21 protein-coding genes are annotated in these 25,838 nt (G+C 62.7%); 11 read left to right on the top strand and 10 right to left on the bottom strand.

From position 1 onward, the window contains the following. Positions 1 to 55: 55 nt before the first annotated feature. On the bottom strand, positions 56 to 1,255 hold the full coding sequence (locus ACV7GQ_RS20040) for an alanyl-tRNA editing protein (protein ID WP_470313443.1): 1,200 nt from the start codon (positions 1,253 to 1,255) through the stop codon (positions 56 to 58). Between the two features lie 97 nt (positions 1,256 to 1,352). On the opposite strand from ACV7GQ_RS20040, the gene folP reads away from it, so the two are divergent. The 3 genes from folP to ACV7GQ_RS20025 all read left to right on the top strand — a co-directional run bounded on the left by folP (position 1,353) and on the right by ACV7GQ_RS20025 (position 4,677). Continuing rightward, positions 1,353 to 3,740 (top strand): dihydropteroate synthase, encoded by a 2,388-nt coding sequence (gene folP, locus ACV7GQ_RS20035; protein ID WP_470313442.1) that lies wholly within the window; start codon positions 1,353 to 1,355, stop codon positions 3,738 to 3,740. 74 nt (positions 3,741 to 3,814) lie between these two features. After that, entirely contained in the window at positions 3,815 to 4,405 is a 591-nt protein-coding gene (locus ACV7GQ_RS20030; RefSeq protein WP_470313441.1) for a hypothetical protein, read from the top strand. A 41-nt stretch (positions 4,406 to 4,446) separates the two neighbouring features. Then, positions 4,447 to 4,677 (top strand): hypothetical protein, encoded by a 231-nt coding sequence (locus ACV7GQ_RS20025; RefSeq protein WP_470313440.1) that lies wholly within the window; start codon positions 4,447 to 4,449, stop codon positions 4,675 to 4,677. Between the two features lie 6 nt (positions 4,678 to 4,683). Here the strand turns inward: ACV7GQ_RS20025 and ACV7GQ_RS20020 are convergent, their stop codons facing one another. Together ACV7GQ_RS20020 and ACV7GQ_RS20015 are read right to left on the bottom strand one after the other, a co-directional pair. After that, a complete protein-coding gene (locus ACV7GQ_RS20020; protein ID WP_470313439.1) occupies positions 4,684 to 6,279 on the bottom strand; it encodes a BCCT family transporter in 1,596 nt (531 codons plus the stop codon). 230 nt (positions 6,280 to 6,509) lie between these two features. After that, positions 6,510 to 8,306, bottom strand: coding sequence for a BCCT family transporter (locus ACV7GQ_RS20015; RefSeq protein ID WP_470313438.1), 1,797 nt, complete (start codon positions 8,304 to 8,306; stop codon positions 6,510 to 6,512). Positions 8,307 to 8,753: 447 nt separating this feature from the next. Between ACV7GQ_RS20015 and ACV7GQ_RS20010 the strand changes: the two genes are divergently transcribed. Together ACV7GQ_RS20010 and ACV7GQ_RS20005 are read left to right on the top strand one after the other, a co-directional pair. Then, a complete protein-coding gene (locus tag ACV7GQ_RS20010) occupies positions 8,754 to 9,170 on the top strand; it encodes a hypothetical protein (protein WP_470313437.1) in 417 nt (138 codons plus the stop codon). A gap of 52 nt (positions 9,171 to 9,222) precedes the next feature. Beyond that, complete coding sequence (locus tag ACV7GQ_RS20005) at positions 9,223 to 9,384, top strand: hypothetical protein (RefSeq protein WP_470313436.1); 162 nt, start codon at positions 9,223 to 9,225, stop codon at positions 9,382 to 9,384. Between the two features lie 43 nt (positions 9,385 to 9,427). Here the strand turns inward: ACV7GQ_RS20005 and ACV7GQ_RS20000 are convergent, their stop codons facing one another. The 4 genes from ACV7GQ_RS20000 to ACV7GQ_RS19985 form a co-directional block, all read right to left on the bottom strand. Further along, positions 9,428 to 9,871, bottom strand: coding sequence for a universal stress protein (locus tag ACV7GQ_RS20000; RefSeq protein WP_470313435.1), 444 nt, complete (start codon positions 9,869 to 9,871; stop codon positions 9,428 to 9,430). Positions 9,872 to 10,014: 143 nt separating this feature from the next. Then, a complete protein-coding gene (ilvA, locus tag ACV7GQ_RS19995) occupies positions 10,015 to 11,262 on the bottom strand; it encodes a threonine ammonia-lyase (protein ID WP_470313434.1) in 1,248 nt (415 codons plus the stop codon). A gap of 61 nt (positions 11,263 to 11,323) precedes the next feature. Next, complete coding sequence (locus ACV7GQ_RS19990) at positions 11,324 to 13,876, bottom strand: GcvT family protein (protein ID WP_470313433.1); 2,553 nt, start codon at positions 13,874 to 13,876, stop codon at positions 11,324 to 11,326. Between the two features lie 216 nt (positions 13,877 to 14,092). Then, positions 14,093 to 16,666: a GcvT family protein gene (locus tag ACV7GQ_RS19985; RefSeq protein WP_470313432.1), complete on the bottom strand. Its 2,574-nt coding sequence runs from the start codon at positions 16,664 to 16,666 to the stop codon at positions 14,093 to 14,095. 288 nt (positions 16,667 to 16,954) lie between these two features. On the opposite strand from ACV7GQ_RS19985, the gene ACV7GQ_RS19980 reads away from it, so the two are divergent. Further along, the gene (locus ACV7GQ_RS19980; protein ID WP_470313431.1) at positions 16,955 to 17,374 is read left to right on the top strand and encodes a GlcG/HbpS family heme-binding protein; all 420 of its coding nucleotides are present in this window, start codon (positions 16,955 to 16,957) and stop codon (positions 17,372 to 17,374) included. Positions 17,375 to 17,378: 4 nt separating this feature from the next. On the opposite strand, the gene ACV7GQ_RS19975 is transcribed toward ACV7GQ_RS19980, so the two are convergent. After that, complete coding sequence (locus tag ACV7GQ_RS19975) at positions 17,379 to 18,113, bottom strand: creatininase family protein (protein WP_470313430.1); 735 nt, start codon at positions 18,111 to 18,113, stop codon at positions 17,379 to 17,381. Positions 18,114 to 18,189: 76 nt separating this feature from the next. On the opposite strand from ACV7GQ_RS19975, the gene ACV7GQ_RS19970 reads away from it, so the two are divergent. The 5 genes from ACV7GQ_RS19970 (at position 18,190) to ACV7GQ_RS19950 (ending at position 23,666) form a co-directional block, all read left to right on the top strand. After that, positions 18,190 to 19,146 carry a succinylglutamate desuccinylase/aspartoacylase family protein gene (locus ACV7GQ_RS19970; RefSeq protein WP_470313429.1) on the top strand — a complete coding sequence of 319 codons (957 nt, stop codon included), beginning with the start codon at positions 18,190 to 18,192 and terminating at the stop codon, positions 19,144 to 19,146. 168 nt (positions 19,147 to 19,314) lie between these two features. Continuing rightward, complete coding sequence (locus ACV7GQ_RS19965; protein ID WP_470313428.1) at positions 19,315 to 20,394, top strand: DUF8073 domain-containing protein; 1,080 nt, start codon at positions 19,315 to 19,317, stop codon at positions 20,392 to 20,394. A gap of 100 nt (positions 20,395 to 20,494) precedes the next feature. Further along, positions 20,495 to 21,334, top strand: a complete 840-nt coding sequence (locus ACV7GQ_RS19960) for a methylenetetrahydrofolate reductase (RefSeq protein WP_470313427.1) — start codon at positions 20,495 to 20,497, stop codon at positions 21,332 to 21,334. A gap of 132 nt (positions 21,335 to 21,466) precedes the next feature. Further along, positions 21,467 to 22,714, top strand: coding sequence for a serine hydroxymethyltransferase (gene glyA, locus ACV7GQ_RS19955; RefSeq protein WP_470313426.1), 1,248 nt, complete (start codon positions 21,467 to 21,469; stop codon positions 22,712 to 22,714). A gap of 106 nt (positions 22,715 to 22,820) precedes the next feature. Next, positions 22,821 to 23,666, top strand: a complete 846-nt coding sequence (locus ACV7GQ_RS19950; protein WP_470313425.1) for a universal stress protein — start codon at positions 22,821 to 22,823, stop codon at positions 23,664 to 23,666. Between the two features lie 137 nt (positions 23,667 to 23,803). Here the strand turns inward: ACV7GQ_RS19950 and ACV7GQ_RS19945 are convergent, their stop codons facing one another. After that, a complete protein-coding gene (locus tag ACV7GQ_RS19945; RefSeq protein ID WP_470313424.1) occupies positions 23,804 to 25,189 on the bottom strand; it encodes an aminomethyltransferase family protein in 1,386 nt (461 codons plus the stop codon). Between the two features lie 101 nt (positions 25,190 to 25,290). Then, positions 25,291 to 25,791 (bottom strand): dihydrofolate reductase, encoded by a 501-nt coding sequence (locus ACV7GQ_RS19940; protein WP_470313423.1) that lies wholly within the window; start codon positions 25,789 to 25,791, stop codon positions 25,291 to 25,293. Between the last annotated feature and the right edge of the window lie 47 nt (positions 25,792 to 25,838).

The following is a 25,838-nucleotide window of genomic DNA, read 5'->3' as shown; positions in this document are numbered from 1 at the left end:
CTCGTCGTGTCTGTCAGGCAACGTGACGAGATTGAGGTACCGGGGTGGGCTCACATCAGTCACTCCGAAGATATTCGACGACCGAATCGGGTCGGGCGTCGAGGCCGCCTCCCTGGGCCAGCGTAGGTTGCCCGCCACCGCCCCCGCCGAACTCACCCGTCACGTCGTCAATCACGGTGTTGGCGTCCGTCTCACCGCTCGTACCGACGACGACGAACGTTCCCCCGTCTCGCCCGACGAGGACGACCACGTCCGCCATGTCGTCGTCCAGCGCTCCCACGCGGTCGGCGACAGTGTTCGGTCCGACGCCGTCGACAGTGCCGACCAGCCACTCCTGTCCCCCTTTGGCTATGGTGTCGGCCGCCAGCGACGAGATGCGGGCGTCCAGCAGTCGCTCATGGAGGTCATCGACCTCGGCCTGTAAGGACTTCTTCTCCTCCAACAGTCCCTGTGCCCGCCGTGCGAGGTCCGCGACGCTCGTATCGAGCGTGTCAGCGGCCCGAGACGCACTCCGCCGCCGGTTCAACTGCCGTTGAATCGCCGCGGGTCCGACCGCGTACTCGACGCGCACGAGGTCTGCACCTGGGTTCGAGACGTCGACGACCTCGATCGGCCCGATCTCGTTCGTACTCCGTACGTGCGTGCCCCCACAGGCTGAGATGTCCCAGCCCTCGATTTCCACGATTCGGACGCTGTCCGTCGGGTCGGCGTCACCGAGGTTGAACACGATGTCGTCGTCTGTTCGGGCCTCCTCCACGTCCATCTCGTACCACTCCACCGACCGACTGTCCCAGACTGCCTCGTTGGCCATCCGCTGGAAGGTAAGCGCGTTGACCTCGTCGGCGTCCGCCTCGGCGTCGAAGTCGAGGCGGATGCTATCTTCACCGATGTCGAACCCACCGTAGCCATGACTGTCGAACAGTCTCCGGCCGACGCCGTAGACCACGTGACTCGCAGTATGTGCCCGCATGCTGTACGTCCGGAACTGCTCGTCTATCTCGCCGCTTACACTCTCGCCGACGTCGACTTCGGGTGGCTGGGCGAGGGTGTGGACCGTTTCACCATCGCGTTTCTGGACGTCGACGACGTCGACGCCGGCAAGTGTACCCTTATCCGCCGGCTGTCCACCGCCCTCGGCGTAGAAGTACGTCCGGTTCAGCGTCACGTCACATCCGTCGACGGCACGCACCGTCGCGTCGAAGGAGGTGACGTATGGCTGGTCGCTGGCGAGGTTGGCCGTCGCTTCCACGGTCATGCACGCCGCCTGGGGGGCCGTGCCAATAAATCACGCGCTTGACCATGCTCCGTGGGACGGCGATAGCTTAATCAGGCCGAAGCCGACCATATGTGCTATGGAGTACCACGAGTCTGCCGACTATCTGCAGTCACTACAGCGCCGTCGTCCCAAACTCGGGACGGAGACGACGGCGCGGATGCTCTCACACCTCGGGACTCCACAGGCATCCGTCGACTGCATCCAGATAGCGGGGTCGAACGGCAAGGGGAGTACCGCCCGCATGCTGGAGAGCGTCCTGCGGACCGCCGGCCTGGACGTAGGTTTGTTCACGTCGCCGGCCCTGAACGACTTCCGCGAGCAGGTGACGGTCAACGGCCGGAAGGTCCCCAAAGCGCGGGTCACGGAGTTCGTCGACCGAATCGACCCCTGTCTCGAGCGGTTGCGAGCTGACGACGACATGCCGACGCACTTCGAAGTCCTCACCGCTCTGGCACTGTATCACTTCGGCGCCGAGGAGGTGGACGTCGCCGTCCTCGAAGTCGGCATCGGTGGCCGATACGACGCGACGAGCGCTGTCGACCCAGTCGCGAGTGCCGTTACGAGCGTCAGCCTGGAACACACCGACCTGCTCGGTGACACTGTCGAGGAAATCGCTCGTGATAAAGCGCAGGTCGCGCCCGCGGACCGACCGCTCGTTACTGGAACCTCTGGTGGAGCGCTTGCGGCCATCCGTTCGGAGTCAGACGTGATACGAGTCGGTGACGACGCTGCGGACGTCTCCGCAGTGGAGACGGGCATGTCGTCGCCGGTCGAGAATCGCGTCTCGATAACCGGGCCGGACTGGACCGTCGAGACGAACCTCAAACTGTTAGGTCAGCATCAGGCGACGAACGCGGGTGTCGCGGCGACGCTCGCCAGACAGGTCACGTCGGTAGACGAGCAGACGATAGCGGACGGGTTACGAAAGGCGACCTGGCCCGGCCGGTTCGAAGTCCGCTCGACGGAGCCGCTGGTCGTTCTCGACGGATCACACAATCCCGGCGCCGTAGCGACGCTCTCCGACCTGCTCTCACGGTACGACTACGACGACCTCCACCTCGTCTTCGCTGCCATGGGTGGGAAGGACATCGGCGATATGGTGGCCGAACTCCCGGCCGTCGATACCGCTTACGCGACACGTCCCGCGGTCGACCGGGCGGCGTCCGTCGAGACGCTCGTCGACGCCCTCGACGGTCACGCCGAGGCCGTCCAGCCTATCGACTCCGTCCCCGAGGCGACCGAGCGAGCGATAGCCGCCGCCGACGAGTCCGACTGCGTCCTCGTCGCCGGGTCGCTGTACGCCGTCGCGGAGGCGCGGGACCGCTGGACGCGGACGGTCGTGCCCAAAGACGCCGGCCCGTCTAGCTCGGTGACACTGTCGGCCAGAGCCGACGGGGGTCGGACTGCCGACGGCGTCGACAGCCGTGTCTTCTCGACAACCCTCAGGCCTCAACAGGCGGCGGTCGTCGGCGACCGTCTGGAGGCGATCGGCGGAACGTGTGTGCGAACCGACCGTGACGCGCCGGAGAAATTGGTCTCGACGACGCTCTCCGGCGCTCCGAACCAGCTACGTGCTCTTGCGAGTACACTCGAAGAGGAGGGCCACGGTCTCGGCCGCTTCGCGGAGCAACTCGGTGCGGTACTCGAGGGCCCCACAGCGGCCCCTGCTATCGATACCGAGGGGACTGCCGTGATGGGGATACTGAACGTCACACCCGACAGTTTCCACGACGGCGGTGAGTACAATCGTCTCGACGCGGCTGTCGAACGAGCCGAGGAGATGATCGCGGCAGGTGCGGACATCGTGGACGTTGGTGGTGAGAGCACACGTCCTGGCGCCGACCCAGTTCCAGTAGCCGAGGAGATCGATCGCGTCGTCCCGGTCATCGAGGCGCTCTCATCACTCGACGTCCCACTCTCTGTCGACACCCGGAAGGCGGCCGTCGCTGACGCCGCACTGGAGGCGGGAGCGGACATCGTCAACGACGTCTCGGGCCTCTCGGATCCCGACATGCGGTTCGTGGTCGCCGACCACGACGCGGCGCTGATACTCATGCACAGCCTGTCGGCCCCCGTCGATCCGGACCGGACAGCGACGTACGACGACGTGGTCGCGGATGTCGTCTCGGACCTCCGCGAGCAAGTCCTGCTCGCCGAACAGGCGGGTATCGCCAGGGAGCAGATTATCGTCGACCCGGGATGTGGGTTCGGCAAGGACGCGGCCGAATCGTTCGCGCTGGTCGACCGCCTCGCAGAACTGCGGGCCCTCGGGTGCCCGATTATGGTCGGCCACTCTCGGAAGTCGATGTTCGAACGTGTCGACTGTTCGAGTGGCGACCGCTTACCGCCCACCATCGCGGTGACGACCATGGCCGCCGAGCGAGACGTCGACGTGGTTCGGGTCCACGACGTCGAAGAGAACGCAGCCGCGGTGCGTACCGTCTCGGCGGCCAGGGACGTCTAGCCCGGGCACCGACGGCTGTGCAGGGCAAGACACCGACCGACAGTTTTTCACAGGCCCTCCCGAAATCCCGTACCATGCTAGCAGCCACCACGTCAGCTATCGGTTTTCCACTCTTCGGGCCGCCCTCGCCACTCCCGATACAGGCGTTCGACGTGTCGATGGTCACCGAGGCGTCCCCGCCGGTTCGGGCCGCGGTCTCGTTCCTGCTGACAATCCTGTTCGGTGGTGCCGTCATCTATCGGGGTGGCGGCCGCCTCGACGGGGCCGTCGAGGCTTCCAGCGAGCGGCCGCTTGCCGCCGTCGTGTACGGTCTGATGGCATTCGGTATCGTGACGTTCTTCGTCGTCTATGCGTTCAGTCAACTCGCGAACCTCGGGATCGGGACGGGGGTTCTGACCGTCATCGGTGCCGTCGTCTTCGCCGTCGCACTCCTCTCGCTTGGCGGTCTCGGATTCGCCGTCGTCGGCGTCTGGATTACCGAATCGTTCGGCGGGCGGGACCCCTGGGCCGGACTGGTCGGTGTGGGGGCGGTAAGTGCCCTCGCCTGGCTGGTCCTCCCAGCCGTGCTGAGTGTGGCCGTCTGGCTGGCTATCGCTGCTATCGGCCTCGGCGGACCGGCCCGCCGCTGGGTTCACGGGAGCGGCCCCCCTGCCGATCCGGCATAGCCCTACGAACTCTGAAACCCTCGGGGCCCATAGGTTCCTGTATGCTCCTGTTCCAACTCCCGTTCGACTTCGGTTTCGGAGAAGTCGCTGCACAACTCATCGGCGCCATCGGTGCACTCGTCTTACTCATGCTCCTCGTCGCGTTCGGTGCGTTCGCCTACAAGAGCCTCGCAGGCGACGGCATCCGCTGGCCGGACGAGATGGAGGACGACGAGGAGGGGGAGGACGGGGTCAGGCGAGGGTCTGACGAGGACGACTGGAAGTACTACTGAGGACCGTTAATCGTCGTCGGTGCCGGCCACCGAGCGACCTGATTTGGCAACCCGCTGGTCCCGTTCGGCGCGCAGTAGCGGTCGGACGGACTGGAACTCCAACGTCATGCCGACGATGGCGACGACGGAGATGAGTGCGAACGGGAAGCCGGTGATGATGGCAGACGAACGGAGCGCACTGATGCCCCCGCCGACGATGAGCAGTGAGGCGAGCCCGCCCATCAGGCCGCCCCAGATGACCCGGTTGACCGTCGATGGGTGTTGCTTGCCGCCCGTCGTGAGCATCCCCAGTGCGAGCGTCGATGAGTCCGCGGAGGTGACGAAGAACGTCACGACCAGTAGCATGAACACTGCTGCCAACACCTCACCGAACGGGAGACTGGCGAACAACGGGAACCCCGAGACTGAGACGCCGTACTGGTCGACCATCTCCAGCATCGGTGCGATGTTATTTCGCTCGAAGTAGATGGCGCTCCCGCCCATCGTCAGGAACCACGGAATCGTGGATGCCGTCGCACCGACGAGCGCCGTCGCCACGACCTGCCGGATGGTTCGTCCCTTCGAAATCCTGGCGACGAACAGCCCGCCGAACGGAGCCCACGAGAAAACCCATGCCCAGTAGAACACGGTCCAATTCCCGACCCATTCACCGGTGCCAGCCGCGTTGGTGTAGAGGCTCATCGTCAGGAACTGACCGAAGTAGCCCCCGACCGCTTGCAGGCCCGTGTTCATGATGTAGTTCGTCGGGCCCAGTAGGAAGGTAGCGGCGGCTAACAGTGCGAAGACGACCATGTTGAACAGTGATACCCTGGCGATGCCCTTCTTGACGCCGAGGGTGACGGAGACGGTGAACGCCACCGTCAGCCCAGTTATCATCAGGACTGTCCCCCCGTCACCCAGCGAGACACCGAGGGTGTAGGTGAGTCCCGTGAGGAACTGCTTGCCGACGAAACCGAGGGTCGTCGCTATGCCGCCGATCGTCGCGAAAACTGCGAGAATATCGATCGTCTTCGCCCAGAACCCATCGAGGTTGTCGACCCCGACGAACGGCGCGATGAGCGTCGAGACGCGCATCGGTGCGTCTTTCCGGAACGCGTAGTAGGCTATCGGAATGGCGACGATCAGGTACGGAACCCAGTAGGAAATCCCCCAGTGAAACAGCGTGTACTGGATAGCACCGACGGCTGCTGCCGGCGTCTTTGGGTCGGCTCCGACGAGCGGAGGCACGGTCTCGTAGTGACTCAGCGCCTCTGCAGGCCCCCAGAAGACGATGCCGGCCGCGATACCGGCCGAGAACATCATCGAGAAGAACGAGAGGAGGCTGAATTCGGGATCGTCCTCGGGCTTCCCGAGCTTGATGGACCCCCATCGGCCGAACATCAGCCACAGGCTGAAGACGACCATCAGGAACATCGTCCCGACGTAGACCCACATGAACTCCGTCCAGAGGTACTCGTTTATCTCTCCCATCCGCGTTGCCGACGCTTCCGGGTTCAGGAAGAACACCAGAATCGCCAGCAACGATACCGAGAACCCGACCCCGAACACGGAGAGGTCGAGCTCGTCGACGAACTGTTGTACGGTGGTGCGTATCGTCCGCATGCATTCCTCAATTTTCAGGGCCCATGGTCAATCCTGAGATTCTATATGACACACGTTCAAGTGTCCTCATCGAGACGGCTAAAATAGACTAATCGTTGTTTTATACTCGAGTAAATCGAGAACCTTCTAAAAGTAGGCCCACGGTGTGGAACTGTACTATTTGTTTCGGGGTGTGGATGTACCACCGACTATCCGCCGAGCTCGGACCGAAAGAGGAAACGGAAAAAGAGTCAGTCGCTACCTTCGGCGTCCGCACCGCCTTTGACGTCTGTCACGACGTCGCCGCCGGCTTTGGTGATGTCGACCTCTTCTTCGGCGGTCATGTCCTGGATGCGCTCCTGGAACTGTTCGGATTCGAGAATCTCGTACTCGTTGTCCAGCCCCAGATAGACGGTGTAACACATCAGGCAGAGGATCACCGCGAAGGGCAATCCGGTGGTAATCGCGGCCGTCTGCAGGGCGCCGAGACCGCCGCCGATGAGGAGCGTCGCGGCGACAGCGCCCTCCGTAACTGCCCAGAAGATCCGCTGGACCTTCGGCACGTCGTGCTTGCCACCGGAGGTCAGGTGGTCGACGACCAGCGACCCCGAGTCAGAGGACGTCACGAAGAAGGTGACGACGAGCAACGTCGCGAGCAGGCCCGTGACGGCCCCCAGTGGGAACTGATTCAACATCGCGAACATCGCGACGGTTTGGCCCTGATTCGCAACTGCAGAGGCGATACCGCCGCTTCCGATGAGTTCGACCCACAGTGCGGAGCCGCCGAACGTCGCCAGCCAGAGGAACGAGAACATGGCCGGCAGGAACAGCACGCCGAGCACGAACTCACGAACGGTGCGTCCCTTCGAGATGCGTGCGATGAACATCCCGACGAACGGCGACCACGCGATCCACCAGCCCCAGTAGAACACGGTCCAGCTGCCCATCCAGCCCTTGACGGTGTACCCGCCCAGAGCTGCAGAGCCACCGATGGTGCCGGTGAAGAACGACAGCGTCAGGAAGTTGCCGAGGTAGGCACCGAGCCCGTCGGCGAACGTCCCGAAGATGTACACGGTCGGACCGACCACCAGCAGGAACGCGAGCATCGCGAACATCAGGTAGAGGTTCAGGGTACTGAGGCGCTTGACGCCACCTTCCAACCCTGCCGCGACCGAAGCCGTCGCGATGCCGGTGATAATCGCGATGAGTATCACCTGTGGCACTGTCCCCGTCGGGACGCTGACGAGCCCGAGGATATCGCCCCCGACGTACGACAGACCGGTGTTCACCTGTGCCACCCCGAGGCCCAGCGACGTCGACAGGCCGAATAGGGTCGCGAAGACGGTCACGAGGTCGATGACGTGGCCCGGCCACCCGTAGATACGCTCACCGAGGAGCGGCCAGAAAATCGACCGGAACGTCAGTGGGAGCCCACGGTTGAACGAGAAGAACGCCAGTCCGAGGCCGACCAGTCCGTAGATGGCCCACGGGTGGAATCCCCAGTGGAAGAACGTCTGTGCCATCGCTGCACTGGCCGCGCCCGCTGTACCGCCCTCAGCGCCGAAAGTCGGCGGCACGACCATGAAGTCCGAGGCGCTGGAACCGAAGTGCCACATCGGTTCGGCGACACTGAAGAACATGAGTCCGATACCCATGCCTGCGCTGAACAGCATCGCCATCCACGAGAAGTCGCTGAATTCCTTTTCCGCCTCTACCCCTCCGATTCTGATGTTCCCGTACTTACTGATGGCGAAGTACAGTATCGTGACGATGAACAGGTTCACCGCCAGGATGTAGAACCATCCGAAGGTTCCGTTGATGAAATTGAATATGTTCGTGTACACCGTCGACGCCTGCTCGCCGAGACCGATCGTAGCCGCGACGAAGGCGACGATGATGACCAGCGATACCGGGAAGACGATCGGATGTACGTCGAACCCAAACCGCTGTATGTTGGTGTCTCCGGGTTCCCGGTCGGACTCAGGGTGGAACAGCTCTACCTGAAGACCGTCGGACATCGCTCCACTAGTATCGTCACTGTCTGACATACGTTACCCCCGTCGTGCGTATCCGCGTTACGTGTGATTTCATTCTCGGTTTCCCTTCGAGTCGGGTCGTTCACTCCGCCCGATTCCCCATTTCGTCTGAGCACTCGGCCAAGACGTCGTCTCGGCCGACTCTGGGATGCTCACCGGGCCATCGTAGCGGTTCGACAAACGTCGGACCGGTAGTCTGGCCATCGGTGTCCGAGCCTCCGTGGTGTGTTAGACTACCTCACCCCGAAAAAACGAGTGGAATATATTAAAACTTCGCCTATATACTACGGGTAGGAACGTACTAATCCGTACCTCACCCGCTCCATTTGCGCACAGCTCTCTCGTCCTCGCCCGATTCGACCGTGAAATCGTGCCGGCTTCGGTAGCAGTCCTCGGTCGAGCCGCCATCGATGGTGTCGACCAACGCGAATTAAGACGGTGAACCTCTAGTAACCAATAATGAAGGAATTCCTGAAGGTCGTGTTTGGTCGGCTCAGAGCGGCCTTCGAGATGATTGTCGATCCACTGCGGGCCGACCCCGAGTCCACCAGTTTCCGGCTCTCGAGCCCGGAGACACACACGACCACCATCGATGGCGACGTGGGGTGGGGACATCGACCTCCGGCGATTGTCCGGTGTCCACGTTGCAGTGCCGACATCGACCACACGGACCCGCGTGCAGACATCGACTGTCCTCGTTGTGTCGCCGAGTTCACTCACGAAGAGTTCCCCGAACTGGAGGTAGAGTGCTTCGTCTGCCCAGTGTGCGGCGAGCAGATGGAACACGGTCAGCGACACCCACAGGCGTTCGACGTCCCAGAGTGGGCGACCTGCCACAATTGCCGGTATCACTGGGAGTTCAAGCACTCGTACTGACCTGACACCGAGTTCCGGGTGCCTTTATTTATCAGCCGACCATCTCGTCTCTATGGCAAATCTGGCAGCGACCGTCGCGGCGGGTCTGGCAGTCCTGCTGATCGGAACGGCGTTGCTTGCGATGTCGAACGGCGACCTACGGATAGCGGGGTTCAGTTTCCTTTGTGCGAGCCTCGTCATCTATCTGCGGGAGACCAGGCTCATCGACACCTGAGCCTCAGGTAAAAATAGAGTCCGACAACGTCACGTTTCTGGCACTACAGCTCGTCCATCTCCATCCGCTGTGTGATGACCGGGACTGTTGCTGTCCGGACCACTTTGTCCGTCGTCCCGCCGAGTATCGATCCTATCTTACCCCGGTACGCAGAGCCCATCACGATTACATCCAGGCCTTCCTGCTCCGCGTAGTCGACGATTTCCTCGCTCGGCGTGCCGGTCCGGAGCGCACGCTCACACTCGACGCCATATTCGGCGGCGACTTCGGCTATCTCGTCGAGTGTTTCTTCGCCGTACTCCTCGTACTCTTGACGGATTGTTTCCTCGTCGTCACGTAGTGACATCGCCCGGGGGACGCCGGGGAGGTCCATGACGTAGAGGGCGTGAACGGTCGATCCGAGTTCGGCCGCGAGTTCGATACCGTGTGTGGCCCCCTTTTTCGATTCAGCACTCCCATCGTACGGAATTAATATGTGTTCGTACATACCCTACGGTGCAATCGTAGTTCCACGACTGCGCTGAAATAATTTCCCCCGCGAAATATCAGTATTCGGCAAATACTCCCGTCGAAAAACCCGTCGGAAAACCGGTTCATACCCCGCCGAACTGCAGGGGGCTGTGACACCTGTCAGACCATTCTAGCGATGTCTTCGACGGGATACCCCGTTTCCCGGATGGCCTCGACGATGGCGGTCGCGTGCTCCTCTCCACTGGTCTCGACGTTGAAGACGAGGTACGCCTCGCCCACGTCCAGGTCTTCGACGGAGCGTTCGTGCCGGACGTCGTGGATGTTCGCGCCCTGGTCAGCGATAGTCCCGGAGATGTCCTCCATGACACCGGGCCGGTCGTCGATCCGGACCCGCAGGCGCATGAGCTGACGGCGCTTCGTGAGCGCGTGGATGAGCACCGTTCGGAGCTGCGTCATATCGAGATTTCCGCCACAGAGCAGCGGCATCACCGTCTCGTCGGTGACGTCGAGGTCGTCGCTCAGGATGGCGGCGACGGAGGCGGCGGCCGCACCCTCGACGACCTGTTTCGCTCGCTCCATCAACAGGAGAATCGCTCGAGCGATCTCGGTGTCGTTCACGGTTACGACGTCGTCGACGTTCTGCTGGATGATGCTCAACGTGGTCTCGGAGATGCCGCCGGTCGCGATACCGTCGGCGATTGTGTCCACCTCGTCCAACGTCACGGGCATCCCCTTGTCGAGGCTCTCGTGGACCGTCTCGGCCCCAGTGGCCTGCACACCGACGACGCGCGTCTCGGGAGAGAGGTGTTTGATAGCTGTCGAGACACCGCTGATGAGGCCGCCACCGCCGATAGGTACGACTACCGTGTCCACGTCGGGGCAGTCGTGGTACATCTCGGCGCCGAGGGTGCCCTGTCCAGCGATTATGTCAGTATCGTCGTAGGCGTGGACGAACGCGGCATCCGTCTCCTCGACGGCGGCCTGCGCGTGGGCCATCGTCTCCTGGAAGTCCTTCCCGACGAGTTCGACCGTCGCACCGTAGCCCCGGGTCGCGTCGACCTTGGCCTGCGGAGCGTTGACCGGCATGAAGATGGTCGAGTTCGCTCCACACTTCGTCGCCGCGAGCGCGACACCCTGTGCGTGGTTGCCCGCGCTGGCGGCGACGAACTCGTCGACGCCCGCTGCGACGTCCTGTGAAATCTTGTTGTACGCACCTCTGGTCTTGAACGACCCCGTCCACTGGAGGTGCTCCATCTTGAGGTACACCTCGCCGCCGACGAACTCGTCGAGAGACGAGCTCCGTTCGACGGGCGTCTTCTTGACGACGGAGTCGTCGTCGAGGCGTTCACGCGCCCGCTCGATGTCGGCGTATGTGACGGGCAGTTCCGAGGATTCTGACGTTGTCATGAGTGGATTGTCGGTACCGGGACTTACCCCCGGTCGGTCGTCGAGCGATGCCGGCGCCGGCTCATCGGAGTATCTTCTCCCGGCCGGGATCGAACAGCGGTTCGTCCCGGACCGTCGCGTCGTAGGTCTCGCCTTCGCACTGGATCTGGACCGACGTGCCTGCCTCGGCGTACTCGCTCGGGACGTACGTGTAGGCGATCGACTCGCCGATACTGTAGCCGTAGTCGCCGGCCTGCACGTAGCCGATGGCCTCGCCGTCCTTCAAGACTGGACGTCCCGAGAGCATGATGTCAGCCGAGTCGTCGAGGGTGAGCGGTGTGATGCGGTTGTCGATGCCGTCGGCCTTCGCCGATTCGAGGGCCTCCTTCCCGATGAAGTCAGTGTCCATGTCGACGGCGAATGGCAGACCGGCCTCGAACGGGTTCGAGTCGGTATCGATGTCCGTGCCCCAGAGCCTGAAGCCTTTTTCAAGTCGCATCGAACTGAGGGCGCCGCCGCCCATCGGGCGGACGTCGAGGTCCTGACCGGCCTCCCAGAGCGTCTCCCAAAGGCGCTGCCCGTACTCCGTGGGCGTCCACAGCTCCCAGCCCAGTTCACCCACGTAGGAGACGCGCAGGGCGATGACGGGCACCTCGCCCACGTACATCTGCTTCGCGCGGAAGTACGGGAAGCCGTCGTCGGTCACGTCGGCGTCCGTACACCGCTGCAGCAGGAGCCGCGATTTGGGACCCCAGAGGCCAATCGTCGACTTCGCGCCCTCCTCGATATGGACGGACACCGTCTCGGGTGCGTGGTCTTCGAGCCACCCACCGTGGATACCTGGCGAGTTACCGCCACCGGTGGTGACCATGTACTCCTCGTCGTCTAGGCGGACGACGGTGATGTCCGCGAGGATGCCGCCGCCCTCGTTGAGCAGCAGGGAGTAACGGACCTGGCCGATGTCGATGTCCATGTCGTTGCTACACACCCGCTGGAGGAACTCGCCGCTCCCCTCGCCCTCGACCATGATGGAACTGAACGAGGTCATGTCGAACATCGACACGTTCTCGCGGGTGTGGAGGTGCTCGGCGGCCTCGATCTGCGAGCGGTTGATGCCCTGCCAGCCGTCCTGTTCGGGTATCTGGTCCTCGTACCTGTCCACGAGGTCCTCGTTGGACTCGTAGTACTGCGGCGACTCCCACCCGCCGCTCTGGTAGAACTCAGCGCCCAGTTCCTTCTCCTGATGATAGAACGGGCTGGTTCGCAGGCGGCGGTGGTCGTCGGGTTGCCAGCGCGGTTCTACGATGCTGTAGACCTGCTCGTAGCGCTTCGCACCCCGGTCGACGAAGTAGTCCTTCTCGCCTGCGTGGGGTTCGAACCGTCGGACGTGGATGCCGCCGGTGTCGACGGGACCGGACGGGAGGCGAGGCGTCCCGTTCTCCATCCACTCGGCGAGGATGCGGCCGTAGCCGCCCGAGTGGGTCCACCAGATTGCGAGCGCCGTCCAGAGGTTGTCCACCTGCGCCGTCTCGCCGACGGCGGGCATCCCGTCCGGTGTGAAAACGAAGATGCCGTTCTCGGTGACCTCGTAGTCCACGTCCTGTGTGTCCGGAAGCAGTTCGTCGAACGCCTGCTTCGCGGACTTGTCCCGGTTGCGGTGGGTCGGCTGGGTCCAGTGTTCCTCTGTGAACCCGCGGACCGACGCCTGCCGTTCCTCGGAGTTCTTCCCCATCTCTTCGGGGTCGACCGAGAGCGTCTCGTGGTTGTACGACCCCATCCCCAGCGAGTCGCCGTGGGTCCGGAAGTACAGCGAGTGGTCTTGGTCGCGACCGACCGGTTGGTGTGGCCCCTCGCTCATGTACTCCGCGATGGACCGCTCGCCCGGCACGTCCAGGCCGGTGGTGTTGTCACCGACGGAGGAACCAGCGTCAGCAAGTTCTTCCATCGGTTCGGTGACGACGTACTGGTGCTCGACGGGCGCGATAGGCAGGTCCAGACCAGCCAGCTGCCCAGTCTGGTAGCCCCAGTTGTTCGTCGCGATGACACAGCGCCCACACTCGATGCGTCCCTTGTCGGTCTCGACAGCCTGTATCTCGCCGCCAGAAACGTCGAGGTCCGTGACCTCGGTGTTGCCGTAGAAGTCCGCTGAAGACTCGCCGATATACCACTGTAGGGCGGCGATCCCGTCGACACGGCCGTCGGTCGGTGAGTAGTACCCGCCGAGAATCTCGTCTTCGTCGACCATCGGCAGGTGGTCGGTGACCTCGTCTGGCGAGAGGAGTTCGGGTTCGGGCAACCCGTATGACGTCGCCCACTCCTTGCGACGACGGAGGAAGTCCATCCGGTCCTCGCTGCGGGCGAGTTCGATACCGCCCACCTCGTCGTAAACGCCGGCGTCCGAGAGCAACCGGCTCGTGTAGTACGCTGTCTTCGTCTGAATCTTCGACGGTGACGTCTGGAACATGATGCCGGGAGCGTGGACGGACGACCCGCCCGTGACCGGCAGCGGTCCCTGGTCGATGACCGTTACGTCTTCGGCACCGAGTTCCGTCAGGTGGTACGCGACGCTACACCCGACGGCACCGGCACCGATGATGACGGTATCCGCCCGTGATGGGGGAGCCTCTGTGCTCATGTATCTCGTATCGAGGTCCTTCTGTCACTCTCTTAAATACACCGACGAACTCGATTTGGGTCTACACGAAAACCAATCGAGAGGTCTTGTGTAGGCCGATATCACGTTATTTGGTTACTGGGCAAAACGCGCCCAGAGACGGTCGAATAGAACGTGTGTCCCCCGAACCACAGCGTGACAAGAACGCGATACGATTTGATGCTCGTCTCTGTGACGTCAGGAGACGAGCGGTTCCTCGCGAACCGTCGCGTCGTAGCGCTCGCCTTCGTAGAGGATCTCGACGTCGGTGCCCGGTTCGGCGTACTCCGGTGGGAGGTAGGTGTAGGCGACGCACGCTCCCTCAGTGTACCCGTACTCTGCACTGTGGAGATAGCCGAGCACCTCGTCACCATCGAGCACTGGCCGGTCGTCCAGCACCACTGCCTCCGGGTCGTCCAACGTCAGGCATGCCACCTTGTGGTCGATGTTGTCGCCGTTCGCGGCCGCGGCGACAGCCTCCTTCCCGATGAAGTCGGTGTCCAGGTCAACGGCCCAGCCGAGACCGGCCTCGTACGGGTTGTGTTCGGTGTGGAGGTCCTCGCCCCACAGGCGGAAGCCCTTCTCGATGCGCAGTGCGTCGAGCGCGCCGTTGCCGTACGGCCTGATGTCGTACTCCTCGCCGGCCTCCAGGATGTGCTCCCACAGTCGTTCGCCGTACTCGGCGGGCGTGTACAGTTCCCAGCCAAGTTCGCCGGCGTAGGACACCCGAAGCGCCGTCACGGGCACGTTCTTCACGAAGAACTGCTGGCTGGTGAAGAACGGGAAGGCGTCGTCCGAGAGGTCTACGTCGGTGATCTTCGACAGCACCTTCCGCGCGTTGGGGCCCGTACAGACCATGGCGGCGAGGTTCGAGGTGACGTCGTTGACGAGGACGTCCTCGGGCGACTGCTCGCGGACCCACGCGACGTGGTTGTTCCCCACCTCGCGACCGGTAGTCAGGAGCAAGTAGCGGTCCTCGTCGGTGCGCGTGACGGTGATGTCCGCGCGGACGCCGCCACCCTCGTTACACATGAGAGTGTATTTGACGTCGCCAACGTCGAGGTCCATATCGTTCGTACAGAGGTACTGTATGAACTCGCCAGCCTCGTCGCCGACGACCTCCATCTTGTTGAACGAGGTCATGTCGTGCAGGCCGACGTTCTCGCGGACGTTCAGCGCCTCGGCGCCTTCGATGGGCGAGTAGTACTTGCCTTCCCAGCCTTCACGCTCGGGAATCTGCTCACCGTACTTCGACAGTAAATCGGCGTTGTCGTCGAACCACTGGGGCTCTTCCCAACCGGCCTCCGCCCACAGTTCCGCGTTCCACTCCTCGTGGGAATGATACATGGGTGTCCGACGGATGTCCCGCTGTTTGTCCGTCCACACCCACTTCGGGTGCATGATGTTGTAGACGATACGGTACTCCTCGCCGCCGATGTCGCGGGCGAAGTCCCAACTCCCCTCGTGCTCGTCGAAGCGGTTGACGTCGCAGTGCGCCAGATCGATGGGTCCTTCGGGAAGTCGCGGCACGCCGTTTTCCATCCACTCTGCCAGTGCCTTGCCGGCGCCTCCGGCGTGCGTGACCCAGATGGCCGCCGCCGTCCAGAGGCCGTCGTACTCCTGTACGGGTCCCATGACCGGGAGGCCGTTTGGCGACTCGGCGAACATCCCGTTGTACTTGTGTTCGAGCTTCTTGTCCTTCGTAGCCGGGATGAGTTCGTCGCTGGCCTGTCGCGGCGCCTTGTCCGGACGGTCCGGGTGCGTCGCGGTGTTCATGTGGTAATCGGTGAACTCGTGGACAGAGCCCTGTTCACCGTCCGGATCGTTCCCACCAAGCTCCTGTGGGTCAGGGACGATCGGCTCGTGGTTGTACGAGCCGATACCGTAGGAATCTCCGTGATTCCGGTAGTACATCGCGTTGTCCTGGTCCCGGAGGATGGGTCGGTCGGGGCCGACGAGCAGGCGTTTGGCCTTCTCGCCCGAGACGTTCTCGTAGTTCTCGAACAGCGGATGGTCCGTGATGTCGACGGCGCTGTCCGAGAGTTCGTCGAGCGATTCCGTCATCGTGTACTGATGCTCGACGGGCGTGACTGGCAGGTGAACGTCGAGCTTTTCGCCCAACTGTCGAGCCCAGATGTTCGTCGCAACGACGACTTCGTCACAGTCGATGGTGCCGTGTTCGGTGACGACACCCTCGATGGAGTCCCCGTCCGTCACAACGTCTTCAGTGCGGGTGTGCGGGACGAACTGTGCGCCGTTGTCCATCGCTTCCCGAGCGAGCGCGTCACAGGCTACGACGCCCGACACCTGCCCGTCCGTCGGCGAGTAGTACCCGCCCAGTATCTGGTCGGCGTCGACGAGCGGTAGGTGGTCGGTGACTTCCTCAGGTGAGAGGAGCTGTGGGTCGTCGATACCCCACGCCTTGGCGTGTTCGACCCTGCGCTGGAGGAAGTCCATCCGTTCCTCGCTCCGGGCGACTTCGATACCGCCCACTTCGTTGTAGGCCTGTTGCCCGTCGGCGCCTTCGAGTTCCGAGTACAGCCGACGGCTGTAATCCGCGAACTGACTGAGTACCTTCGGCTCGGCCGTCTGGAACATGATGCCGGGAGCGTGGGTCGACGAACCACCAGTCGTCGGCATCGGTCCCTGATCGACGACGACCACGTCATCTCGGCCTAGTTCTGTGAGTTGATACGCCAGATTACAGCCGACGATGCCGGCACCGACGATGACGGTACCAGCTTCGGTCGGCAGACTGTCTGTCGTCTCCATGAATCCTGATTCGAAGGTGACTCTGGCGGTCAAATATAGTTATCCCCTGTCTCCCCGGTGGTTTTCAACCAGTCACTTCGCTGTCTGGTAGAGGTTTCGGACTTCACAGCGATAGTACTGTGAAACTGTGTCTGAAGGGTAATCGGAGAGGGTGAGTGATGTGGCTCCCACCTATGAGCAAACAGTCCGCGATGAGGCCGCTGCGTCCCGATTACCGCCGCATCGCTGAAAGTTCAGTGAGAAGCTGGTAACAACGTTTTTCCGATACTCGGGTCCGACCTCACGTGCATGGTCGACTCCATCTCGCTGGAGACAGCGACGGAACTGATAGCCGCCGCCGAAGCGAAAGCCGAAGAGATAGACAACCCGATGGTCGTCACCGTGGCAAACAGCGAGGGCAACCTCGTAGCCCAACACCGCATGGACGGTGCCTGGCTGGCATCGGTCAGCATCTCCCGAAACAAGGCCTACACCTCGGCCGCTCTCGAGACACCGACGCACGAACTCGCAGAGCCGTCGGAACCAGGCAACTCCCTCTACGGCCTCCAGACGACGGATGAGGGGCGTATCGTCATCTTCGGCGGCGGGTACCCCCTCGAACGCGACGGCGACATCGTCGGCACCATCGGCGTCTCCGGGGGCGCCGTTTCACAGGATCGGACAGTGGCAGAAGCGGGCGTCGAGCGCTGGAACGAACTCGCCGAGTAACGACTCAGTCCACTCGGGGACCGGGCTGGCGCCCTTCGACGGCGTCCAGGAGGTCCGTGAGCGCGTCCGCGGCCGAAGTCAGAAGCTTCTCACCCAGCTCGGCGCTCCCTTCGCGGGGGTCGCCGACCACCCCGTTCTCGGTAAACTCCTCCGAATCGAAGGCGAGGTTGACTCGACCCTGCCAGTCACCCCAGCGGTCACTGCCGTTCTCCGCGGCCGAATCGAGGCGGTCCTCGTGGACAGTCTGGGGGTTCGAATGTTGGAGGAGGGACGTTTCGAGCGGGCCGCCGTGGCCCATGTCCGAGCTGTGCTCTCCTACCTCGTCGAACCAGGTGAACGGTACCGCGTACGCCTCGTCGTGTCTCGAAATACGACCGGCGACTTCTCGTAGGGCGGCGATGTTGCCACCATGACCGTTGACGAGCACGACTCGGTCCCATCCGTGGTGGGCCAGACTTCCCACGACATCACGGACGTACTCCCGGAACGTCGACTCGGAAACCCATAGCGTCCCGGTGAACGCGCGGTGTTCCTCCGCGACGCCGACCGGTACTGCGGGCGCTACGACCACTTCCCCACTATACTCCTGTGCCGCCTGTTCGGCTACAGTCTCCGCGTTGAGTGTGTCCGTTCCCAGTGGGGCGTGCGGCCCGTGTTGCTCCGTGCTTCCGACCGGAAGCAGGGCCAGGTTCGTATCGGCCTCGTCGAGGTCTGTCCACGATTCCGCTTCGATGTGCATACGCGCCCCCTCTGTCCGGACCAGAATAAAGCCCCTACTCCCGGTGTTTTTTACACCTGCGCCGCAGTGGCGAGGTATGGAATACGCGTCTGTCACGCACTCGACGAGCGACCGCCGACTCGGTCGCCTCCCGTCCGGCAGCGAGGTATCGGTGACGCTCCACCGGTACGAGGGCGGCCCCGGTCCGACCGTCTACGTACAGGGTGCTCAACACGGTATCGAACTCAACGGCCCCGCGGCTCTGCGGCGTCTCCACGAACGGCTGGTGGGGACAGATATGGCGGGGACCATCGTCGTCGTTCCGGTGGTGAACCCGCTGGCGTTCGATCACCGCTCGTACATGACTCCTGCGGAGTACGACGTGATGAACCCGAATCTCAACCGCGTCTGGCCGGGCGACGACGACGGGAGTCTGCAAGAGCGACTGGCCGCCCGGTTGTGGGACCTCGTGATAGAGGCCGACGCCGCCATCGACCTTCACACCGGGACGGCTGACATGCTCGAACACGTCCGCTACCAGGACGGAGAGGAGGGAGCCGAGTCACTGGCTGAAGCGTTCGGAACGGAGTACCTCGTCGTGGACAGCGACGAGACACCGGCGGACGACGAGTTCAGCGGGACGTTCAGAACAGCGGCCGCACGCGCTGGCATCCCCGCGATAACCGTCGAACTCGCGAACAGCAGGACAGTCACTCACTCGGCCATCGACACCGGCGTCGCCGGCGTCGAGAACGTACTTCGCGAACTCGATGTCCTGCCGGACGACCCCGCCATACCACCCGACCAGACACGACTCCGTAACGACGGAGCAACCATCACGGCCGCGGAGTCGGGATTGTTCGAACTCCGTCCAGACCTCTCTGTGGGTGACCACATCAGGCCCGGTGAGAAACTGGGAACTGTCTACTCGCCGTCGACGTTCGAAAAACTCCAGACGCCTACCGCCGACGAAGGCGGGGTCGCCTACTCGCTGGCCCGAGAGGCCGTGGTCGTCGCCGGTGAGCGAATCGCCGGCCTCGCGTCACCGCTGTGATGCCGACCGATAGCACAGACATCTCTATCCGGGCGGCGGTCGATCTGCCTCACACTCGACCGTGTGATCGGTGGTAAGACGACGAGGCCTGTATTTCGGGTATTTAAATAGGTTAATTATTACTCACATATCGTTATCGTCCATAACGTGTCATAGATAAGCAATAACATGGGTCTACAAACCGCGTTCGGTGTCCTCTCCGAAATCGTCGACCAGTATGAGTCGCGTGGCCGGACCGTCCGACACGTCGAAGCGACCGCGAGCGATAGCGACGACGGCTCGCTGAACGTCTCTATGGAGGTTCCAGTGTCACTGTGTGCGGCGGGCAGTGACGACGTTCATTCTGACCTGACGCCGCAGACGGCGACGCTGACCAACGGCGGTGGTTTGCAGGTCGAGTTCTCCTCTTCCACTCTCGCTTCGCTACCCCCGACGACTGCGGCATCTATCTCGGCGAGCGAAGAGGCCGTTCACGTCGAAGACGGAAGTATCGTCCTGGGCGTCGAGCTCACTATCGACCCGACTGGAGAGACGACGACCGACACACGCGACGCGGAAGAGGGTGCCCAGGACTCACAGGAACCGGGTACGTCGCAGGACGAACAGACAGTCGACGACGCCGACCACACCGCGTCCCCCGCGTGGCGCTCCGATAGTGACGAGGAGCAGACCCAGGACGAACCTGACGAACTCGCAGCCGTCCGTGACGAGGACGTGCCGGCCTACGAGGACACGGCGTATCTCCAGCACCTCTACGAGGCCTGTGAAAACTTCACCGAGATGAGCGAGCGAATCGAGATGGACGTCTCTTCGGAGACGGTTCGGCGATACATGATCGAGGCCGACGTCCACGACCCGACCTCATACGACACCTCATCCACTGTCGAAACGACGGACGCCGATACAGAGGCCGGTTCGACGGATACCGCGACGGACGTCGACGCGGCAGTGGCGGCGACGGCCGAGGACCCGATGGAGACGATCCCGGACGAGCAGCTCGTCACCGACGGCCTCGGCCTCCCCGAGAACGTCCAGTTGGAAGACATCGCCGACGCCGTCGTCGATTCGGTCACCGTCTACGAAGTCCAACGGCACCTCGACTTGGGGCGCCAGCAAACGCAGGAACTACTGGAAGAACTGAACCTGCTGAATCTCGTCATGCGGCAGTTGTCCGACGACCCCGAAAAGACCGTCTCCTACGAGGAAGTCGCAACGCGCATCCGGGAGTGCACCCCCCGCGCGGCCTGAGTTCCTCGGACACAACTTAAACGGGTTCGGTGAATCACCCACAAACAAAAGTGTCCCCGATACCTCTGGTCGGTAAGTAATGTCCTTGCGAAGTCCTACCATGACGCCGGAGGACGGGGTCGAGAACCTCCTCGAGAATGCTCGCTTCGAGTTGATGCCGTTCGACAGTTTCGACGAGGAGATAACGCATCTCCCCGATGGCGCGACTATCGCCATCACGACGTCTCCGCAACTGGGTATCGAGGCGACGCTCGAACGGACCGAAGACGCCGTCGAACAGGGGTTCGAGGTCGTCCCGCACATCGCCGCGCGATACGTCCGCGACCGGGAACACCTCGCCGAGATCGCCGAGCGTCTCACCGAGGCCGGGATTACTGACATCTTCGTCCCGGGCGGCGACCGAGAGGAACCGGAGGGCGAGTTCGAGTCGGCATACGATCTCTTGTCGACACTAGACGGTATGGAGTACTCGTTCGAGGAGGTTGGCATCACGGGCTACCCCGAAGGCCACGACTTCATCGACGACGAGACGCTGGCCGAATCCATGGAGAAGAAGGCACCGTATGCCACGTACATCGTCACGCAGCTCTGTTATGACCCCGAGACTGTGCTGGAGTGGATCGAGGAGATTCGTGCCCGGGGTGTGGACCTTCCCGTCGAAATCGGCATCCCGGGGGTCATGAAGTACCAGCGACTGCTACAGATATCACAGAAGGTCGGTGTCGGGGACTCCATCAAGTTCCTCAAGAAGACGACCGGCGTCCTCGGCTTCATCAAACAACTCGTGGGCTCGCGGGGAACGTACAAGCCCGACGACCTCATCGACGGTCTGGCCCCGTATGTCGACGACGAGGAGTACAACATCAAGGGCGTTCACATATACACGTTCAACCAGACGCCCGATACGGAATCCTGGCGGTACGAACGCCTCGAAAAGTAGATCGACAGACACCTCGGATTCTCACCCACCCGAGGAGGAACGGTCGTCGAGGAGGGTCGACACGACGTATAAAAATACGTATATGTTCTGTCGAGAGCCAGTTTATTGCCGCTCTGGCTCGTGTCTTTTGGCATGACGTACGAAACTGTCAGAGCGACAGACCCAGCCGTAGCCGAGGCTCTCGAAGGTGAGCGACAGCGTCAGAACGACACGTTGGCGATGATCGCGAGCGAGAACCACGTCTCCGAGGCCGTCATGGAGGCCCAGAGTTCAGAGTTGACCAACAACTACGCTGAGGGGTATCCTGGCGAGCGCTACTACGGCGGCTGTGAGTACGCCGACGACGTCGAACAGTTGGCCATCGACCGAGCCAAGGAACTCTGGGGTGCCGACCACGTCAACGTCCAGCCCCACTCCGGCTCCCAGGCGAATATGGGCGTCTATCTCGCGGCGCTCGAACCGGGCGACAAGATACTCTCGCTGGATCTGACTCACGGGGGCCACCTCTCGCACGGCCACCCGGCGAACTTCGCGGGCCAGGTCTACGAGGTCGAGCAGTACGAGGTCGACGAGGAGACCGGCTACATCGACTACGAGGGCCTCCACGAACACGCAGAGGAGTACGAGCCTGACATCATCGTCTCGGGCTACTCGGCGTACCCGCGCGAGGTCGACTTCGAGCGGATTCAGGAGGCGGCCGACGCCGTCGACGCCTACCACCTCGCCGACATCGCCCACATCACGGGCCTCGTCGCCGCCGGCGTTCACGAGTCGCCGGTCGGCGTTGCCGACTTCGTCACTGGGAGCACGCACAAAACCATCCGCGCAGGCCGCGGTGGTATCATCATGTGTGACGAGGAGTACGCCAGCGAGATCGACAGTGCGGTTTTCCCGGGCTCGCAGGGCGGCCCGGCGATGCACAACGTCGCCGGCAAGGCCGTCGGCTTCGGCGAGGCGCTTGAGCCCGAATTCGAACGCTACTCGGAACAGACGGTTGCCAACGCGAAAGCGCTCGGCGACCGTCTTCAGGAACACGGATTGGAGCTCGTCTCCGGCGGCACGGACAACCACCTCGTGCTGGTCGACCTCCGACCATCCCATCCCGACACCACCGGCAAGGAGGTCGAGGAGAGCCTCGAAGAGGCCGGCGTCGTCCTGAACGCCAACACCGTCCCGGGCGAGACCCGCTCCGCGTTCAACCCTTCGGGCATCCGGGCCGGCACGCCTTGCCTCACGACCCGGGGCTTCGGTGAAGCGGCGTGTCGTGAGGTCGCAGATCTCATCTACCGAGTGGTCGACGCCCCGCACGACGACGACGTCGTCGCCGAGGTCAGCCAGCGCGTGGACGAACTCACCGACGAGTACACCCTCTACGACTGAGCAGGGCGAGTGCCTCGTGGCCTGACCCAGAGGCGCTTCACGACTGCTGGATTGGAGCGGGGCCACACGCGTTGGCTCCATCCATATGTTGTTGGAAAGGCTATAATTGCGCCGAGACACCATCTCTAGTGACATGTATAGAGTCCTCGTTCCAGTCGACGACAACGAGACCCGCGCACTCCACCAAGCGAAATACGTAACAGGGCTGTCCGACGCGGCGACGGACGTCGAAGCGACAGTGCTCCACGTCGTCCCACCGAGGGCACAAGAGCGGGGCGATACCACCGCGTTTGAAGCTGTGGACGCCGCCGTCGCGGCGGCAGAGCATCTGGAGACGGCGGCCGTCAGCGTGCACAGACGGGTGGTTGAGGGCGACGTGGCAGCGTCGATACTCGACATCGCGGACGACTTCGACAGCCACGAACTCGTCATGGGCGGACGGAAACGCTCGGGCGTGGCGAACGTCCTGCTGGGAAGCACCGTACACGACGTTTTCGTCTCGACTGAGCGGCCGGTCACGATTACAGGGACCGGCATGGTGTTCAGCGAGGGTGAGCGCCACATGCTGGTCCCAGTTGACCAGAGCCGCGAGCGGGCTGTCCGTCAAGCGGAGTTCGTCGCAACTCTCCCCAGGGCTGCAGAGAAGGTCCGAGCGACGGTCCTCTACGTGTTCGAGCATCAGGACTACGCTGGCGCACCGCCCCACGAGTTCGCAGAAATCGGGGCGGCCGTCGCCGCCGCGGAGTACCTCGAGGACCGAGACATCCCGGTCGAACGGACCACAGTGGGCGGGGAGATTACCCGCGAGGTACTTGATGCTGCGACCGACGTCGACGCGAGCGGTATCGTGATGGGTGGCCGGAAGCGGACCGGCGTCCAGAAAGTCCTCATGGGAAGCACCGCGCAAGACGTCCTGCTGTCTTCGGAGCGCCCAGTCACGATTACTGGATAGAGCCGGTGCGATCGGTCGGTGGGGTCGACGACACATCGAAGCCAGCGAACGGTGCCGAGAACGAGAGAGCCCTCCCTGCACGGGCTAGACGCAAAAAAGGAAGTGAGCGGATGGTATGAGCGACAGGGTGGGGCCGATTAGTCGTCGTTGGACTCTGCTTCGGCTTCCTTGCGTGCGTTGAGCTTCGCCTGCTCGCGTGCGCTCGGGTTGACTGACTCCTTGAACGGAACCTTCGCCACGGTAGCGAACACGGGTTCACCTTCCTCCTCGGCGTACTCGTCGGGCAGGTGCACCTGGAACTCGAGGTCGAGAGATTCGTCGTAGATCTCGTCGTTGAGCGGCGTGTCAGTGACTTCCTGCAGTTTGTCGGCCGGCACGAAGCCCATGGCGATGTTCGTCTCGAGGTCCGGGTTCCACCACGGCGAGGTGATGTACCCGCATTCTTCGCCCGTTTCGGGGTCGGAGATGAGCCAGAAGTCCGGGGCGTAGTCCCGGATCGGCTCGCCGGCCAGCTTCAGGCCGATGAGCTTGTGCTCGAACGGGTACTCGCCGTTCTCGATGAGTTCCTTCTGGCGCTCGAGTTCCTCTTTGCCGATGTAGTCGGCGTCCTTGTCGTCGGGAACCTGGTAGCCGAGGTTGACCTGGAACGGCGACGTCTCGTGGTCGAGGTCCTGACCCCAGGACATGATACCGGCGGCGATCCGACGGTGATGGCCCGGTGCGATCTGGCGACCGCCGTGGTCCTTTACGCTCGCCATGACGGGGTCCCAGACGCGCTCGGCGTTCTCGTGTGCGTCTCGGACGTATATCTCGAAACCAGCTTCACCGGAGAACCCGGTCTGGCTGATGAGGACTTCGGCACCGTTGATTTCGGCGTCCATCAGGCCGTAGTACGGGATTTCCTTGACCTCGTCACCGACGACGTCGACCATGACGTCCTCGGATTTGGGGCCTTGAATCTGCATCGGGGCCACGTCGATCTCGTCGATTTCGACGTCGAAGTCGTTGTCGACGTTGACTCCCTGAAGCCACTGCATCAGGGTCGAGTCCGAGATAGAGAACCAGAACTCGTCTTCTTCGGGGCGCAGCAGAACAGGGTCGTTCAGGACGCCACCGTCCTCGTTACAGAGGATGACGTACTTCCCGTCCATCGCGTCCATGCTCGTCACGTCGCGGGTGACGACGTAGTTCGTCAGCGCCTCGGCGTCGGGGCCCTTGACTCGAATCTGACGCTCGACGGCGACGTCCCAGAGCGTGACGTCGTTGGTCAGCGCATCGTACTCCTTCATGACGCCGCCATCTTCTTCCTCGATGAGGCCGCGGGGGTGATAGAGTCGGTTGTAGACCGTTGCGCGCCACGCACCCTCCTCGTTGAAGGACTTGTGGAAGAACGGTGACTTGCGAACCCGGGTCGAGACGAGCATCTCGATGCCGGGGTCGCCGGTCTGCCGCAAGTTCCGTGGTACTGTCCGATCCGACTGGTCGACACTAGGGTGATTGGGATGACTTTCGTTCCCGGACATGCTTGTGGACAAAGACTGGTGTCTCTCATAAAAGATGACGCTGATTACCCCTGCTATTTATGTACCGGTAGCAATCTGGTGCTTCTCGCTGACGATTTTCGTCACTCCCTAGCCGTCTTGCCTGTCCGCGCGTACCAGACGATATCGAACGCTTCGTGCTCCTCACGGTCTGTTTCGCGCCAGTAATCCCACTCGACTGGCGGAAAGGTCGTGTCTCCATCGACGTTCTCGTGCAGTTCGGTCAAAATCAGTTCGTCTGCGCGCGGGAGGAACTGTTCGTAGACGGTTCCACCACCGATTATATAGGTCGTCGAGACCTCCTCGGACTCGGCTGCTCGAAGAGCCGCTGTACTGGATTCTGCAGTTTCGACGCCGTCTGGAACACTTTCCGGACGATGCGTCAGAACGATGTTCCGACGGTCTGGAAGCGGCGTGCCCAGCTCTCGATAGATAGTGTCGAAGGTCCGTCGCCCCATCACGACTGGATGTCCGACGGTAGTCTGCTTGAAGTGCTGTAAGTCTGCAGGGTAGTGCCATGGAACCCGCTCATCAGCCCCGATGACACCGTTAGCCGCGACGGCGGCGACGAGTGCGATTCGCATCTCGTCTGAAAAGGACGATGTCTGGGCACAAAACTTGATTCATCAGA

The sequence above is a fragment of the Haloarcula sp. MBLA0163 genome, from assembly GCF_055632435.1.
The sequence above is the reverse complement of the archived record's forward strand: the minus strand, read 5'-3'. Positions and strand labels throughout refer to the sequence as shown.